The 16,991-nt window shown below is 42.7% G+C and carries 11 protein-coding genes; 4 read left to right on the plus strand and 7 right to left on the minus strand.

What is annotated here, in order from left to right; all coding sequences use genetic code 11:
- Positions 1-92 precede the first annotated feature (92 nt).
- Positions 93-1,787, minus strand: a complete 1,695-nt coding sequence (locus AO498_RS15635) for a sulfatase family protein (protein ID WP_067549734.1) — start codon at positions 1,785-1,787, stop codon at positions 93-95.
- A 38-nt stretch (positions 1,788-1,825) separates the two neighbouring features.
- On the minus strand, positions 1,826-3,517 hold the full coding sequence (locus AO498_RS15640; protein WP_067549736.1) for a sulfatase family protein: 1,692 nt from the start codon (positions 3,515-3,517) through the stop codon (positions 1,826-1,828).
- Between the two features lie 144 nt (positions 3,518-3,661).
- On the opposite strand from AO498_RS15640, the gene AO498_RS15645 reads away from it, so the two are divergent.
- A complete protein-coding gene (locus AO498_RS15645; RefSeq protein ID WP_067549738.1) occupies positions 3,662-5,104 on the plus strand; it encodes a sulfatase in 1,443 nt (480 codons plus the stop codon).
- On the plus strand, positions 5,097-6,548 hold the full coding sequence (locus tag AO498_RS15650; protein WP_236778609.1) for a sulfatase family protein: 1,452 nt from the start codon (positions 5,097-5,099) through the stop codon (positions 6,546-6,548). The genes AO498_RS15645 and AO498_RS15650 overlap by 8 nt, the downstream gene beginning before the upstream one ends.
- Before the next feature lie 65 nt (positions 6,549-6,613).
- Here AO498_RS15650 and AO498_RS15655 read toward each other — a convergent pair whose 3' ends face one another.
- From AO498_RS15655 to AO498_RS15670, 4 genes are all read right to left on the minus strand, one after another.
- Complete coding sequence (locus tag AO498_RS15655; RefSeq protein WP_067549744.1) at positions 6,614-9,040, minus strand: TonB-dependent receptor; 2,427 nt, start codon at positions 9,038-9,040, stop codon at positions 6,614-6,616.
- A gap of 144 nt (positions 9,041-9,184) precedes the next feature.
- A complete protein-coding gene (locus AO498_RS15660; protein WP_067549745.1) occupies positions 9,185-9,706 on the minus strand; it encodes a hypothetical protein in 522 nt (173 codons plus the stop codon).
- A 14-nt stretch (positions 9,707-9,720) separates the two neighbouring features.
- Complete coding sequence (locus AO498_RS15665; RefSeq protein ID WP_067549746.1) at positions 9,721-11,010, minus strand: hypothetical protein; 1,290 nt, start codon at positions 11,008-11,010, stop codon at positions 9,721-9,723.
- 11 nt (positions 11,011-11,021) lie between these two features.
- The gene (locus AO498_RS15670) at positions 11,022-11,591 is read right to left on the minus strand and encodes a YceI family protein (RefSeq protein ID WP_067549747.1); all 570 of its coding nucleotides are present in this window, start codon (positions 11,589-11,591) and stop codon (positions 11,022-11,024) included.
- A 399-nt stretch (positions 11,592-11,990) separates the two neighbouring features.
- On the opposite strand from AO498_RS15670, the gene AO498_RS15675 reads away from it, so the two are divergent.
- Positions 11,991-13,154, plus strand: a complete 1,164-nt coding sequence (locus tag AO498_RS15675) for a sialidase family protein (RefSeq protein WP_067549749.1) — start codon at positions 11,991-11,993, stop codon at positions 13,152-13,154.
- 23 nt (positions 13,155-13,177) lie between these two features.
- Here AO498_RS15675 and AO498_RS15680 read toward each other — a convergent pair whose 3' ends face one another.
- Positions 13,178-15,316 carry a glycoside hydrolase family 97 protein gene (locus tag AO498_RS15680; RefSeq protein WP_067549751.1) on the minus strand — a complete coding sequence of 713 codons (2,139 nt, stop codon included), beginning with the start codon at positions 15,314-15,316 and terminating at the stop codon, positions 13,178-13,180.
- Positions 15,317-15,548: 232 nt separating this feature from the next.
- Here AO498_RS15680 and AO498_RS15685 point away from each other — a divergent pair, with 232 nt between their 5' ends.
- A complete protein-coding gene (locus AO498_RS15685) occupies positions 15,549-16,985 on the plus strand; it encodes a PhoPQ-activated pathogenicity-related family protein (RefSeq protein ID WP_067549754.1) in 1,437 nt (478 codons plus the stop codon).
- Positions 16,986-16,991: the final 6 nt, after the last annotated feature.

Consider the following 16,991-nt stretch of genomic DNA (forward strand, 5'->3'; position numbering starts at 1 on the left):
ATTTTAGTGCTGGTAAACAAATTTAACCTAGGTCGCCTTATTCAGTCAGAAAATCCGGAAATAATTGGTCAAAAAAATAAGGGGCAAGCCCCTTATTTTTTTGATTCTATCAGTTTTCTACGCTCGCGAATTTGCTCTACTCGTTCCTTACCGACTCCAAATACTTTCCCATTGTCAGCATCTTCTAAAAGCTTATCGATGTATCCTTGGCTGATTTGTGCATTGTCTCCATACTGTTCACGAAGCTTTTCCAGTCTCTGATGAAGATCCGCTCTTACTTGAGCATAAGCAGGATCGTCGTATACATTTTTCAATTCCTGTGGATCCTTGACGCGATCAATTAGCTCCCATTGATCTTCTACATAGTAATAGTGGATCAATTTGTATTCTTTGGTCACGATCGCATAGTGTCGATTGACCATGTGTTCGGCTGGGTATTCATAGTAATGGTAATACACCGCATCTCTGGTCCACTTCTCGGTATTTCCTGTCAAAAGTGGAATCAGACTTTCCCCTTGCATATCAGCCGGGGCAGGAACTCCAGCTGCTTCCAAAAATGTCTGAGCGAAATCCAGATTTTGAACCAAAGCATCAGAGCGTGTTCCAGGCTGAGTTTTTCCGGGCCAAGCTACCAGTAATGGGGTTTTGAAGCTTTCGTCATAGACAAAACGCTTGTCATACCACCCGTGCTCCCCAAGGTAAAATCCCTGATCCGAGGTATAGACAATGATCGTGTTTTCCATCAAGTTATTTGCTTCCAAGTAATCTAAAAGCCTTCCTACATTTTCATCTACGGCTTTGATGGTGCCGAGGTAGTCCTGCATATAGCGCTGGTACTTCCAGCGCATCTTGTCTTCATCAGTCATCGAAGGATAGTTCTTCACAAACTCCTCCTCGATCGGACCATAATATTTTCGAAAATTTTCGGCTTGGGATGGCGTAAATCGGGCGAATTCACTTTTATACCGAATTGAATCATATCCTCCCACATCGGCAATGCCCAGTTTTTTAATAATCTCGGGGCTCAGCTTATTGTCTCCCGACCAACCCATGTGCGTGAGAATGTTCATCTCGGCCTCTCCTGCCGGTGAAGTACGACCTGAATAATCGTCAAAAAGCGTGGCCGGCTCCGCAAAAGTCCGCCGGGTAAACTCCTCCATGTGTCGCTCTGCCATCAGCCAAGGTCGGTGCGGAGACTTGTGCAAATACATGAGCATAAATGGCCGCTCGGCTTTTCGTTCATTTTGCAGCCAATCCAACGTCATGTCGGTGACGATATCGGTCACATAGCCCTCGACTTTTATATTGCCTTCATTTTTGGTGATAAAGTCCGGATTGTAGTACGAACCCTGCCCAGGCAAAATCTTAAACTGGTCAAATCCTTTGGGATTGTTTCCAAAATGCAATTTCCCAAACATCGCCGTTTGATAACCTGCCCGTTGCAAAAGCTGTGGGAAAGTCACGTTAGTGGTATCGAAAGGAAAATGGTTATCAATCTTTCCATTCATGTGAGAATGCTTACCCGTCAAAATGGTAGCTCGGCTAGGTGCACAGATGGAATTGGTTACCGACGCTTGGGTAAATAGCATCCCCATCTGGGCTATCCGATCGATATTGGGGGTTTCAATAAGTCGATTATCATAAGCCGAAATAGCTTGATAAGCATGATCATCGGACATTATGAAAATGATATTCGGTCGTTTGGAATTTAATTCTTCCTGAGTTTGACAGGAAAAAAGTCCTACTAACAAGAAAGAAAAGAGAATGGAAAGGCGGGTAAACTTCATAGGTTATTTAGGTTTGGATACTGGTAATTACAGAAAAATCATTGCTTTTGATTTTTTCGATCCTCGAGGATTTTCTGGGTAACTTCTTTATTCGATCCACCAAACTGCTGTCGCTCTTCCAACCGATCCAAATAGCGATCAATGTAGCTTTGCGAAAGCTCCTTACTGTCTCCGTATTTTTCCCTTAAGCCATCGAGTTTGCGATGCAATTCATTCTTGATTTCGGTGAAGGCAGGATCATCGTACACGTTTTTAAGTTCCTGAGGATCCTTAATTCGATCGATCAGTTCCCACTCGTCGGTATCAAAATAGTAATGTGTGAGCTTGTATTCTTTGGTCACAATGGCATAATGTCTTTTCACCATGTGAACCGATGGATACTCGTAATAGTGGTAATACACTGCATCCCGAGTCCATTTTTCAGTATTGCCCGTAAGAAGTGGAACCAGACTTTCTCCCTGCATATCTGCCGGCGCAGGGATTCCTGCCGCATCCAAAAATGTCTGTGCAAAATCCAGATTTTGTACCATCTCATCGGTCTTACTTCCTGCCTTCACCTTGCCCGGCCAAGCTACAAGCAAAGGCGTTTTGAAGCTTTCATCATAGACAAATCGCTTGTCAAACCATCCATGCTCACCCAGGTAAAATCCCTGATCGGACGTGTATACAATGATGGTGTTTTCCATCAAGTTATTGTCCTCCAAATAATCGAGAACCCTACCCACATTCTCATCCACTGCCTGAATCGTACCTAAGTAATCCTGCATGTAGCGCTGATAGCGCCATTGCATTTTTTCCTTTTCGGTCATAGTCGGGAAAGCTTTTTTGAACTCCTCGTTCATCGGCCCATACACCGCATCCCAATTGGCGCGCTGAGTAGGATTTAAGCGACCTACCTCTCGCTGAAAAGCTCCTTTGTCCCATCCCGAGGCATCTGGAATTCCTAATTCATCCATGACCTCAGGATAAATTTTGGAATCTCCCGCCCAGTTCATGTGCTTCAGAAGGTTCATCTCGGCCTCTTTGGCCGCTCGACCCCGACCGGAATAATCGTCAAAAAGGGTAACCGGCTCAGGAAAGGTCCGCTTCGCAAAATCTGCAATATGCCGCTCCGCAGGAAGCCATTCACGATGTGGTGCTTTATGAAGATAGAAAAGCAAGAAAGGCTGATCCGCTTTGCGCTCGTTTTGTAACCAATCCAAGGTCATATCTGTGATGATATCGGTCACGTAACCTTCGACCTTGATATTTCCTTCGTTTTTGGTAATAAAATCGGGATTGTAATAAGCGCCTTGACCCGGTAAAATCTTGAATTGATCAAAGCCTTTGGGGTTATTGCCAAAGTGAAGCTTGCCAAACATAGCCGTCTGATAGCCTGCTTGCTGAAAAAGCTGAGGGAAAGTCACATTGGTTGTATCGAATGGAAAGTCGTTGTCAATCTTCCCATTTAAATGACTGTGCTTACCTGTCAAAATCGTCGCCCGGCTTGGTGCACAAATAGAATTGGTCACCGTCGCATTGGTAAACAACATCCCCATCTTGGCAATCCGATCAATATTTGGAGTTTCAATCAAATGATTGCTGTAAGCCGAAATAGCCTGATAAGCATGGTCATCCGACATGATAAAGATGATGTTGGGCGGAGGGGTAGCTTGATTTTGAGTTGTTTCTGAACAGGCAATTAAACCAAGCACGAAAACCCATAAAATCAAAAATTTCAATCTGGACATAGAGCGAAAGGAAGAATTTTGGAACAAGTAATCACTCGAATAAATAGAAGCCAAACCCTTTATGATTAGCGGGGAAAATTTATTCTTGTTTAATTTAAAAAAACAAAATAAAGAAAAGACAGCCTAGTCCATCTCCCAATTTTCATGAAGTATTTGATTCTGATCTGCTATTTACTTTTTGCTAACCCTCTATTTTCTCAGGAAAAAAGGCCCTTGAATGTGCTAATCATTATCGCTGATGATCTTAATACTGGGGCTTTAGGCACTTATGGAAATCGCCTAATGCAAACCCCTTCCATTGACCAACTGGCCAAAGATGGATTTACTTTTAAAAACACCTACTCTCAGTTTCCAGTTTGCGGACCTTCCCGGGCTTCTCTTCTTTTCGGATATTATCCAACTGCCACAGAAACTTATGGATATACCAGCGGCCGCGAAAATGTGGGACCACAACGTGAATCTCTTCCTCAATTCTTCAAAAACAGGGGATACTATACAGCGAGAGTAAGTAAAATATTCCACATGGGTGTGCCCGGTGATATCGAATCAGGAAGCGATGGACAGGATGATGAAGCTTCTTGGACTGAACGATTTAACTCCCCAGGTCCGGAATGGAAATCACCAGGAAAGGCAGAACTGGTTCAGAAAAATCCTGATGGACTGATAGAACGAAAAGGAGGAAATGTGATGACGATCGTGGAAGCGGATGGAGGCGATCTATCCCAATCCGATGGAATCACAGCTGAAAAGGCCGTTGAACTGATCCGAACTCACAAAAACTCGCCTTTCTTCTTGGCTGTAGGACTTGTTCGGCCTCATGTACCCTTTGTTGCTCCAAAAGAATATTTCCTTCCGTATCCTTGGCAGAATATTCAACCACCACCCATTATTCCGAATGACTGGGAAGACATCCCCGCCAAGGGAATCAATTATGTTACCACTCAAAATTCGGAGATGAATTTTATGCAGAAGCAAAAGGCCATCGCTGGGTATTATGCTTCAGTAACCTTCATGGATCAGCAGGTTGGAAAAATCCTCCAGACCTTGAAAGAAGAACATTTGGATGAACATACACTAGTAATATTTACGTCTGACCACGGATTTCATCTTGGCGAACACGATTTTTGGATGAAAGTATCCTTGAAAGAGGAATCGGTGAAGGTTCCATTAATTTTTAGAGGACCAAATATTCCAAAAGGATCGACTTCTTCCTTTGCAGAACTAGTTGACCTTTTTCCTACCATTTTGGACTTAACTGAACACAACATTCCAGAACGGCTCCAAGGAGAAAGCTTAGTTCCCGTGATGCATGACCCTAAGTCTATCATAAAGGACCTGGCGTTTTCAGTAAGCCTTAATGGAAAGGCCTTTTTGGTACGTACTTCGGATTGGGCTTATATCCAATATGGGGAACAAGGAGAAGATGGGATGGAGCTTTTTGACATGAAAGAAGACCCGTATCAATACACCAATTTGGCTTATCTTGAAAAATACAAAACCAAACTTCAAGAAATGAAGTCCTTACTTTCCCAAAAAATCCAGACTGTCAGGCAAAATGACCTTCAAAAAACATATTCCCATGATTAGACTTTGCCTTCTACTTACCCTTCTTTCCATTTGGTCTTGTAAACCTACAGAACCAGTCCAGCCCAATATCCTCTTCCTTTTTGCAGACGATCAGCGGGCGGATGCTTTAGGGATTTCGGGAAATTCCATCTTACAAACACCCAGTATTGATGAATTAGCTCGGCATGGAGTTCTATTTACCAATGCCTATGTGATGGGAGGAAACCATGGCGCTATTTGTATGGCAAGTCGGGCGATGCTTTTTAGCGGAAAGCAACTCTTTCAGGTCTATGACCGACTTCAGGGATTGGAAACGATGACCATGGATTTTGCTCGAGCGGGCTATACCACCTTTGGAACAGGCAAATGGCACAATGAACGAGAGGCTTTCGAGGCGAGTTTTCAACAAGCAAAAACGGTGTACCTCGGCGGAATGGCTGATCATTATGGGGTTGCCGTCAGAGATTATGACTCTTTAGGAATGCTTGGTGAACCTGAAATCAAGGGATATTCCACGGAAATCTTTGCTCAAAGCGCGATTGACTTTATCAGATCCCAAGAAGGCGCCACCAATCCCTTCTTTTGTTATGTAGCATTTACGGTTCCACATGACCCGTACTCGCCAAAACCAGAATTTATCGGAAAGTATCCTGATGGAAGCATTCCGATTCCTCCTAACTACCTACCATTTCACCCCTTCGAGTTTGATCAACTGACAGTTCGGGATGAAAACCTAACCGGATGGCCACGAAAACCGGAAGTTATCCAGATGATTTTATCGGATTACTACAGCATGATCTCCCATTTAGACACGCAAATCTCCAAGATCATCGCAACGCTAAAAGAAACGGGGCAATTCGAAAATACGATCATCGTATATGCGGCGGACAATGGGCTGGCTGCAGGAAGTCATGGACTTTTGGGAAAGCAATCTCTTTATGAACATAGCATTAAAGTCCCTTTGATTATTCAAGGACCGGGAATCCCTAAGGATAAAAGCTTCGATGCCTTTGCTTATATACATGATATTTACCCCACTTTAGCCGAATTGGCTGGACTACCCAAGCGTGAGGATCTGGATGGAAAAAGTTTGGTTCCTGTCATCCAAGGCGAGCAAGATTCCATTCGGGAAATCATGTTCAATGCCTACCGCCATACCGTGAGGTCAGTTCGGAAAGAAAACTGGAAGCTGATTCGCTATCCGGAAAGGGATTTCACGCAGTTGTTTGATCTATCTCTAGATCCCCACGAGATCAAAAACTTGGCTGATGATTCTTCATTTTTGGACAAAAAATTGGAGCTGATCCACTTGATGGAAAAAAGTCAATTTTTAGCAGGAGACACGGTTTCATTCACCGCCAAAACTCTTAAGCCTCTCGCGTACAATCCCGACACTTTGACCCGCAAACCCGATCAATGGCAGCCGGAATACACCCTCAGACGATATTTTGACCAAGACAAGTAAAGCCTGGCCTATTTCTCTAATACAAAAAAGCCATCCTTTCGGATGGCTTTTTCGGTTCAATTGATTTAAAACCGGATTCCAAAGGTCGTGTAGAAAGTCCTTCCATCAGCAGGCATAATTCCTGGACCAGGATACCCTCCTGCTCTTCGGGTAAAATACCGCTCATCGGTCAAATTATTAACTCCAGCCTTTAAGGTATACTTTTTCTTTAGCGTGTAGCTCGCAGACAAATCCTGAACTTGGTAAGCTGGGATCAGTCCTGTAGTTGCAGCAGCATTTGGCTCGAAGGTATTGGAGGCATCCGCAAATGCTTCTCCCATGTCGCTCAACTGCCAGGTCATCGAAAAGTCTTTGAACCGGTAAGTAGCACCATAGCGATTGATTTTACGAGGGGCATTTTCGACTCGATTCCCTGCTAGGTTACGCTCCACCACATTTCCATCGACAATACTAGTCACCAAGAAGTCTTGGTATTCAGCATTGACATGGGCCAAAGAAGCAAAGACGTGCAGGTAGCCATATCTGGAAGATTTGAAAATTGCAGTAATCGGATCAAACTCCAAATATGCCTCAACCCCTTGACTAATAGACTGACCCAAATTGGTACGGAATCGATACGACTGGCCCATGAGATCGATTTGCGAAATAGTTCCGATTCGATCGTTGTAATTCAGGTAGAAATAGCTCACATCGAAGTGAAAAACTGTTCCAATATTTCCTCGATATCCAAAGTCAAAGTTAAATCCTTTAGCGTCTTTCAAATTCGGATCAATCACATCAATGGTAGCCGGAGGCGTCAAATCAGAAATCAAAACTGGACGATAGGCCTGGGACCAATTGGAATAAAACTCCGAAGTTGGGGTCACATGGTATTCTGCACCTATTCCTGCCAAAATAAACGAACGAGCTCTGCTCACTGGATCCAAAATCACTGGTGCTCCATTGCTTACGCCAAATTGACCTTGATTTTCAGATTGAATGGATTCCATTCTTAAACCAGCAGTAACCAAAACTTTATCTGAAAATTTGAACGCATTCTCTGCAAATGCTGCAAGATTAGTATTTCTGAAATCCAAATCTCTTGGATACGCCTGCCCAGGAGCTAGATCAAAATTCATTTCCGTTCCGGCATCCCCCACTCCCTGTTGCTTGCGGTCAATGTGTCCATTAAAGTAACGAAGTCCGGCGGCAAGGGTATTCGAGATTCCAAACAAGCGATGGTCAGCAGTCATTCTCAATTCCGATCCATAAGTCGTATAGTAATCGCGGTCCACTTGTCTGCTACCTAGATCATCCTCTTGGTTGATCGGACGCATAAATCCAATACTATTTCGCTCTGCAATGGTCCCGAATACTTTCCACTCCACCTTTGTAGCAGGTGAAATAATGTATTGGGCAGAAAAAGATGGAACAAACCAGGGAGTGCTAAACCAGTTTCGACTTCGAATACTTTGCTGTGCATCTTGGTTAAACAACTCATCGGTCAATCCTCCGGGTTGCTGACTTTCGGTAGTCATATAGGTTGCTTCCACCCCAAGTTTTAACTTATTGCTCGCAGCATAGGAAACTTCAGCATGGGCATGGTCCGTATTGAAGTAGCCATTTTCTCTCCAGCCCTGTCCTACTCTTTTTTGGTAATATGCAGTATAGCTCCATTTTCCTTCTGTTCCTCCCACATAGTTGAAAGTGCTGAACAGTCCATTACTTCCAAATGTATTGAGTGTTTCAGCAGTAAATCGAGTGGTTTGATCTGGCTTTCTCAGGACGAAATTCATCAATCCTCCGAACTGTGGACCATATTGTAAAGAAGAAGCTCCACGGATAATTTCAATTTTTTCCACCACTTCCATTGGAGGAGTGAAGTAAGCCTCAGGATATCCCATCGGATCAGGAGTAATATCATAGCCATTCATTCTGACATTAAACTCCCAAGAGCGATTTGGACTCAATCCTCGAGAAGCAACCCCTAGTTGAATTCCGGAGCCGTCATTTTCCCAGATCGAGATCCCAGGAGTTCGGGCAAAAATCTGCCGGCTATTATTCATTGCTAAGTTGGCATCGATATCTCTGACACGGATGACCTCATTTTTCTTTCCGGCATTGATTCGGAAGTTCTCGATTTCAGGTAATTTTTCCTGACCAAGTATCCCTCTACTGGATAATAACTCAAACGAATTCACCCAAATTGGCTCTTCCGTCAAGGCTAAGTTGACTACTTTTTCCTCTCCGGCGCCAAGCTCAACAGGGACTTCAAACTCTTCATAGCCTAACAAAAGCACCTGAATAAAATACTGTCCGCTTGGCAAATCTTTCAAGGTATAGTTTCCCTGCAAATCACTTTGTACGCCTCTGACAGTTCCCTTAAGCAAGATGGACGCATAAGGAAGTGGATTTTGGTTTTTATCGGTAACCTTGCCAGAGATCATACTCTTTTGGGCAAAAGCGAAGGTGACTAGGGTAGTTAAGAAAATAGAAAAGCAAAATTTACGCATATCGGTTTAATTGGACTGTTTCTAAATAACGACACAAACATAAATCTCGAAAAAATGCGAAGCAAGTTTATTTAGAAAAAATCTAATTAAAATTAGCGGGCTAAAAAAAGGCCGATTCAAATTGAATCGGCCCATAAGGTTGGCTTAAAATCCGAGTAAAACTTCCAGATCGAGGTTTTCCTCGACTTTGACTAATCCTCCCAATTTATTTGGAGGCTGAAGCTCCAGTCGATCGAAGCTCAATCTAAGATCAGTAAAAAGCCCATGTTGACTTTGGTGAAGTTTTAGGTTGGGGAATTCTAATTTTTTCCCTACCAGGAGAACGGTCATATCACAGAGAATTTCACCGTTTTGAGTTTTAAAATTTCCTACTTGGACCTCACAAACTGGATATTTTTCAGCCTTGATAGTGGATCTAAAATCCTTGTTGAGGAGAAAATTTCCGCAGGAAAAATCCCTAACTGGAATCTGAAACCGCATGGCTTTCTGAATTCCCCGGGCATTTAAAACCAACGTGTCCTTCAATCCGACTTGGGTGTAGTCACAGTTGAACGCTCCGAAAGAAGTCTGCCCACTGACTGTGATTTTTTGCTTTGTAATGATCAGTTCGCTGGGATTTTCTCCCTTCATCCAAAGCATCCCAAGTAGAATCAAAAGGACACGCATGGTTAATGTTAAATTTAGAAGCCGATTACACCTTCGATCATCAGACCATTGAAGTTACCGTTTTTACGGATATCATTGGCTGCGAACCCTTTGTAATTTTGGCTGACATACTCAAGCTTGGCTAGAATGTTTTTGCTGATAAACCAGCCTCCACCAATTTGAGCTCTTTCCATTTCTACTTCCAAACCTGAACCTGCCAAAGGACCATTTACTCGGTTACCTCTTGCGGCGAGATAGAATTTTTCATTTTGACCAAATCTGTAGACTACGTCGATCGCAGTTTGTTTCCAAGTTCTATCTACTGATTCGTTAGCAGCTTTTCCTTTAGAAGACTCAAAATTACCGAAGATTTCAAGGCCTTTGTATTTCAAGAATGGGTTGAAAACCATGGCAGTGATATTATCAGTTTGTCCTGGATTGATTCGGCCGGAAGTAAAGTTGGCAGAAGTAGAGGCAAGGGTATTTTCAAGAACCAAATAGTATCTTGAACCACCCCGGTCACCACCCCAAAGAGTATTTCTAGCAGAACCGGAAGTAGTGTACACAGATCCAGTCAATCTCAATCGGAAATCATCACTAAGTTGTTTGTCGTATCCTAATTTACCGATGAAATTTGGCTTTCTCTTGGAAGGATTAGTGATACCACCTTGGATTTCACCACCAGTCAAACCAGCTACGATCAACAATCCATTGTTTTGGAAAGTCAAGTCACCACCAACTTCAGTAGTAAAGGCATCCATGATGTAGTTACCTACGAATGGGTTGTACATCGCATTACCGTTATCAGTTCTTCGGAAGTGAGCATCACCATAGTTGATTTCCATGTGTCCCACACGCAAAGTCATGTACTTAGTGAAGAATTCTGGGTTTCCTAAGAAAGGAAGTTTGTCAAATTGGAGGTAACCACCTTTTACCCATGTTTCAGAGTGGTGTCTAGAAGAAAGATAAGAGACCAGATTTAATCGAACACCATCCATCAACAACACGTCGATGTTCAAGTTTGCAGTAGCCAAGTTGGTACCTGCACCGATTTCAATCAGCTGATTGACATTGACATTACTAGCATTCAAAACCGGAGTAGCAGCATTGGAATGACTTAGATTTTGCCATTGCTGTGTAAAGTGACCACCGATTCTAACTTTCATACCATCAAAGGCAACGGTATCAGCTTTACCTGTTTCAAAAACTCCTACACCTCGTTGGTCATAGGATCTCCAAAATTGGAGGTCACGTTGTAAGCCTTGGGACATAGCTGCAGAAGCTAGCCCAGCAAACATAATTGCGGAAATAAATAGCTTTTTCATAGCTGTTGGGATTAAAGGGATTGGAAAGTTGTTTTAAAAGAAAGTGTTATTTCATCGTCGGTTTTTACCGTACCCATCAAAGCTGTGGGAGGGGTAATGTTGAAGAAGGTTAGTTTTGTTTTTAAGCTACCTTCGAAGTGATACTTGCCAGCAGTCCCAGAAAGCTTGACTGGAAAAGAGACGGATTTGGTGGCGCCAGCAATGCTCAAATCGCCTGTGGCTGTGAAGCTGGTACCTGATCCACTGAGGGACTTTAAGGTGAACTTGATATCCTTGTATTGCTCAGTTTTCAAGGATTTGTAGGCATTCTTGTCCAAACCGCTTGTGCCACTTTTAAGTGTTTCGGCTACAAAGGACAAAACCAAACTTGAAGCACCTTTAAACTGTCCGCCTTCTATGGTGAAAACACCTTCACCTTTAGCAGATGACGTTGCCATGTGCCAATCGTGTAAGGTTGAACCACCTTCTACTTTCAGCTCCGAACCCGGGCTTAATACCACTTTTGTTTGTGCTAATAGGTTGCCTGCAAAAAGCATTATAAAGACTGCAGATAACGAGAGTGTTTTCAAATAGCTGTTCATGGATGTGAGGGTTAATTTGATGATGCTAAGATTGAGGTCTTTCCTGAGGCGTTAGGTGACAAAAATCAGCTAATAGCATGATTGATCACAAAAACAGCGCTTTCACAAAACAGAACATTATTCCAATTATTAGATACAATTATTAAAATATTTTATTATTATTATATTTTTGGATCATTTAGCAGAATATTATTTCTTATTATGAAAATTTAACCAAATAAAAAATTAAGCCGACCACAGCCTTTAACTAAACCATTTTTCTTTATTTTTTTCTATTAAATATCTGATTGATACCATAAAATGAGGCAAAATATGATCCTACCCTCATTGAAAATTCAAGTTTAATCGCTCTCCAAAATTCATTTTTTCTTTTCTTTAAGTCCCCCAAATAACCTTCCCATGAAATATTTAAGCGTATTACTATTCGCTTTCAACCTTCATAGTTTTGCTATTGCACAAGAGACACTCGTATTTGTAGCTGAAAAAGAAGGGCATGCGATTTACAGGATTCCAGCAATCATTAGCCTTCCGAATGGAGACTTACTAGCATTTGCCGAAGGCCGAGTTCATGGAAGCGATGATTTTGGTGATGTGAATTTGGTCATGAAAAAAAGCCATGACAGAGGATATACCTGGTCTCCTCTTATGACACTTGTCGATTACGATAGTCTGCAAGCCGGCAACCCTGCTCCAGTCGTAGATCGTTTTGATCCAGAATATCCAGAAGGAGTGATTATTCTATTTTACAACACCGGGAATAATCATGAATACGACATCCGTCTTAATAAAGGAGTTCGAGAAAATTGGATGATCAAATCCTATGATCAAGGAAAATCCTGGACCGAAGCGGTCAATATCACCTCTCAGGTTCACCGTCCCAACAATCCCAACTTTAATCCCCATTATTCCTTTCAAGAGGATTGGCGATCCTATGCCAATACCCCAGGTCATGCGTTTCAATTTGAAAAAGGCCGCTTTGCAGGTCGTATTTTTGTAGCCGCAAATCATTCGGCTGGGCCGCCACAAGAAGAATTTGTCGACTATCAAGCCCATGGATTTTATACCGATGATCATGGAAAATCCTTTAAAATTTCAGAATCAGTCCCATTTCCCGGTAGTAATGAATCCATTGCCGCTGAACTCTCCAATGGTAAATTGATTATGAGTAGCCGAAATCAGAAAGGCGATATTCGACAGCGGATCCTTTCCTACTCTTCAGATGGTGGAGCCACTTGGGAGAAGTCTTTTTTTGAAAATCAACTGCCAGACCCAGTAAACCAAGGCTCTATTCTAGACCTTGGTGAAGAGAATGGGAAAATGATTCTAGCGCATTCTAATGCCGCCGACGAACAAGATAGAAACTTCCTAACGATCAAAATCAGCTATGACGAGGGCAAAACTTGGGATCATATCATCCCGGTAGATTTCACCTCTGATCCTAAAAAATTGCCTTGGACTGCCTACTCAGATTTAGTCCGTCTGGATGAAAATACAATCGGAATTCTTTACGAGCGAGATAACTATCGGCAGATCGTTTTCAAATCGATCCGATGGAAAAACTAAAAAAGCGGCCTAAGCCGCTTTTTTTATGACTTCAGTTTTTTAATTCCTTTCAAATCCTCTTTGCTAGCGGCTCTGATTCGGATCGCATATCCTCCACCAGGAGCCGAAAACTGCTTCAGCACAGACTTCGCATCTACCGCCATTTTTTTGATCTCATAGGATTGAGGATTGGTTTTGAAATGAGCATCTGATTTATCCGCATAGATTTCTGCCAGGTAGGTTTTTCCTTCCTCCAAAAAGTCAAACTTCACCATACCCGTGCGACCTTCGAATCCATTGACATTTCCTACAAACCACTCCCCTGATCCTTTGGCTTTTCTGGCAATTGTAACATAATACCCCGGCTCGGCTTCCAAGTAAAGACTCTTTTCCCAGTCTAAAGCCACATCCTTGATGAATTGAAAAGCATCTGGAAAACGATCGTAATTTTCCGGAAAATCAGCAGCCATTTGTAAAGGCGAGTACAAGGTCACATAAAGTGCCAATTGATTGGCCAAAGTGCTGTTGACATGGCTTCCATTATAAACATCCATTTCAAAAACACCCGGGGTATAGTCCATCGGTCCACCAATCTGACGGGTGAAGGGCAAAATGGTCACATGGTTCGCTTTGCTTCCTCCGAAGGCCTGATACTCCGTACCTCGAGCAGATTCGTTACCGATTAAGTTTGGCCAAGTTCGGGCTACTCCAGTAGGACGAACAGCTTCATGGGCATTGACCATGAGCTCGTATTCAGCTGCTTTTTCGATCGCATATTGGTAGTGATTAACCAACCACTGGCTGTAATGATATTCTCCTCTTGGAATCATATCTCCTACATACCCGCTTTTCACTGCTGGATACCCGTAGTCCTTCATCAACTGATAGGCTTTATCCATGTGGCGCTCATAGTTACGCACAGAAGAAGATGTCTCATGATGCATGATCATTTTCACTCCTTTTTCTCGGGCATATTCAGCGATTCCTTTGAGATCAAAGTCAGGATATGGAGTCAAAAAGTCAAACACATAATCCTTGGAATTACCAAACCAATCCTCCCAACCTACATTCCAACCTTCGACTAAAACACCATCAAATCCATGTTTTGCGGCAAAGTCAATGTACTTTTTAACATTAGCGGTGGTGGCGCCGTGAGTTCGGTTTGGAGTTGCTTTGCTGTAATCTGTCTCACCAAGTTTGATCGCTTTGAAATCATTTGTGTAAGACCAAGAACTTTTCCCAGTAATCATTTCCCACCAAACTCCGACATATTTCATGGGTTTGATCCATGTGGTATTTTCAATTTTGGAAGGTTCGTTTAAATTATAAGTGATCCGAGAAGCCAAAACGTCTCCAGCGTTTTTGCTGGCAATAATCGTTCTCCAAGGAGTTTGGGTCGGTGTATATAAATATCCCTTATCCCCAACGGCATCAGGCGTCAAATGGGACGTAAATACCATCGCCTGATCATCCAGCTCCAAATGCATGGCGGGATAATCAATCAAAGCCGCCTCATGTAAATTGATATACCATCCATCTGCAGATTTCATCATTAGGGCAGTTTGTACGCCCGTATCTGAGAAGGGAGTCTGGGAGGCATTTGGTGTAATGGCTGTCTTCATCAAACCCCTGATCTCACTTAGTTTGGACTCGGTAAAATCATACTCCTGTGTATCGTAATCGCCGGGGATCCAAAATGCAGTATGATCTCCAGTCATAGCGAACTGGGATTTTTCTTCCTTGATCACGAAATAGCCCATCTTTTCTTGCAAAGGAAACTCGTATCGAAAGCCTACCCCTTCATCAAAGGCTCGAAAGCGAAGGATCATTTTACGGCCCGTCTGAGATTGGGTCAATTCCACCATCAGTTCGTTCGCATGATTTCTGATCTGATTCTCTTCTCCCCATACTGGAGTCCAGGTTTCATCAATGGTCGAAGTGGCAGTTTGGGAAATTACAAATCCATCAAGGAGATCGATCTCGTCATTTTTTAAATCAAACCCAAGGCTACTGGGTTGAATAATCGGTTCGCCTCCAATTTTCACAGAATAAATGGGGGCTCCTTTTGGACTTAATTGAAACGTCAATTCAAGATTTTTTCCAGGAGAAAGGAGCGTTTGCGAATGAATTGAAATCGCTCCGAATAAAATCAAAAACAGGGTGGACAAGCTTTTTCTACACATCATTTTAATCGGTTTTCTTCCTGCAAAGAAAGCTTTTATTCGTACTCCATATTCTCTTTGTACTATTTTTCATTACTAAAAACTCTTCGTTCCAAAGAAAAATCTGAGGAGGATCCAACCTTTAAAAATGGAAAAAACATACCTTCTTTTGATTTACCAGACAGCCCAAATTCACTATTAATAGTGAAAATAAATTACTAGCTTTTAGCGTGTTAATTCCCAAAATCAACCTATGATTCATTCCAAAAACTTTCGACGATTTGGCTTTTTTTGGTCATTCGTCCTCCTGCCTTTTGTTTTTTCTTGTCAGAAAACCACTGAGATTCCCAACGGGTCAGAAACTCATTCGAATACCCTTCTCAAGGACTATGTCCAAGCTGTGGACTCGACTTTTCGATTTGAGATCGTACATAGTGTGGGTGGTGAAGCTTACGATTACCATGTCCTTAAAATGTATTCTCAGCATTGGCTAAGTCCAGACATTGTAGATCAAACCGAATGGTGGCATTGGGTTTCTATAGTAGTTCCCAAAGAAACTCCATACTCCACAGCCATGCTTTGGATTGGTGGAGGAAGTACTAATTCGAAGCTTCCCGAGGAGCCTAACGAACTGATTCTGGCAGCTGCCACTCAGACGAATTCGGTGGTCGCACAAATTCACAACATCCCTTTCCAGCCCATCACCTTTGCCAATGACACGTTTGGAGAGCGATACGAAGATGAAATTATCTCTTATGGCTGGAGAAAATTCCTAGAAGGAGGAGCCAAAGACCAAGATGCAATTTGGCTTGCCAGATTTCCAATGACCAAGGCTGCCAAACTTGCCATGGATGCAGTAACTGAGGTAGTGCAAGAAAACTATCAAAAATCAATTGATTCTTTTGTGGTCGGTGGTGCTTCCAAGCGTGGGTGGACGACTTGGACTACTGCTGCTACTGACGACCGGGTCATAGCCATCGCTCCTGTCGTGATCGACCTTCTCAACTTGGTTCCCTCCTTTCAGCATCATTGGAGAAATTATGGCTTTTGGGCTCCAGCAGTGGGCGACTATGTGCGTGAAGGAGTTATGGACTGGGTAGGCACTCCTGAGTTTGACAGAATGATGGAAATCACCGAGCCCTATTCTTTCCGTAAGGATTACGATATGCCCAAACTGCTCATCAATGCGGCTGGAGATGAATTCTTCCAACCGGACAGCTGGAAATTTTACTGGGATAGTCTCCCTGGAGAAAAACATGTGATGTACGTTCCCAATTCCGGGCATGATGTCGGGAGCTCAGATGCCTTACCTAACTTGATTTCATTCTACAATTCGATCCTCAAAAACTCCCAACGCCCAATCTATTCTTGGAAAATTGAAGGAGATCAAATTCATGTGAATTTTGATCCCAACCAAAAGCCAGTGGCTATCAAGCTTTGGTCTGCCTACAATCCCATGGCAAGAGATTTCAGAATTGATGTCTTCGGCCCAAATTGGACTTCGGAGGAAATATCCGTTCCGGAATCAGGAGAGCTAACCGTGAATATGACCACTCCTGAATCAGGCTATCGAGGTTATTTTGTGGAACTGACCTATGGAGGAGAAAACCCATTGAAAGTGACCACAGGAATTGATATTCTACCTCGTACCTACCCATTTGAGCCATTTGTTCCTAAAAAAACTGAATAGAAATTT

Source organism: Algoriphagus sanaruensis, assembly GCF_001593605.1.
In the GTDB taxonomy this organism is placed as follows: domain Bacteria; phylum Bacteroidota; class Bacteroidia; order Cytophagales; family Cyclobacteriaceae; genus Algoriphagus; species Algoriphagus sanaruensis.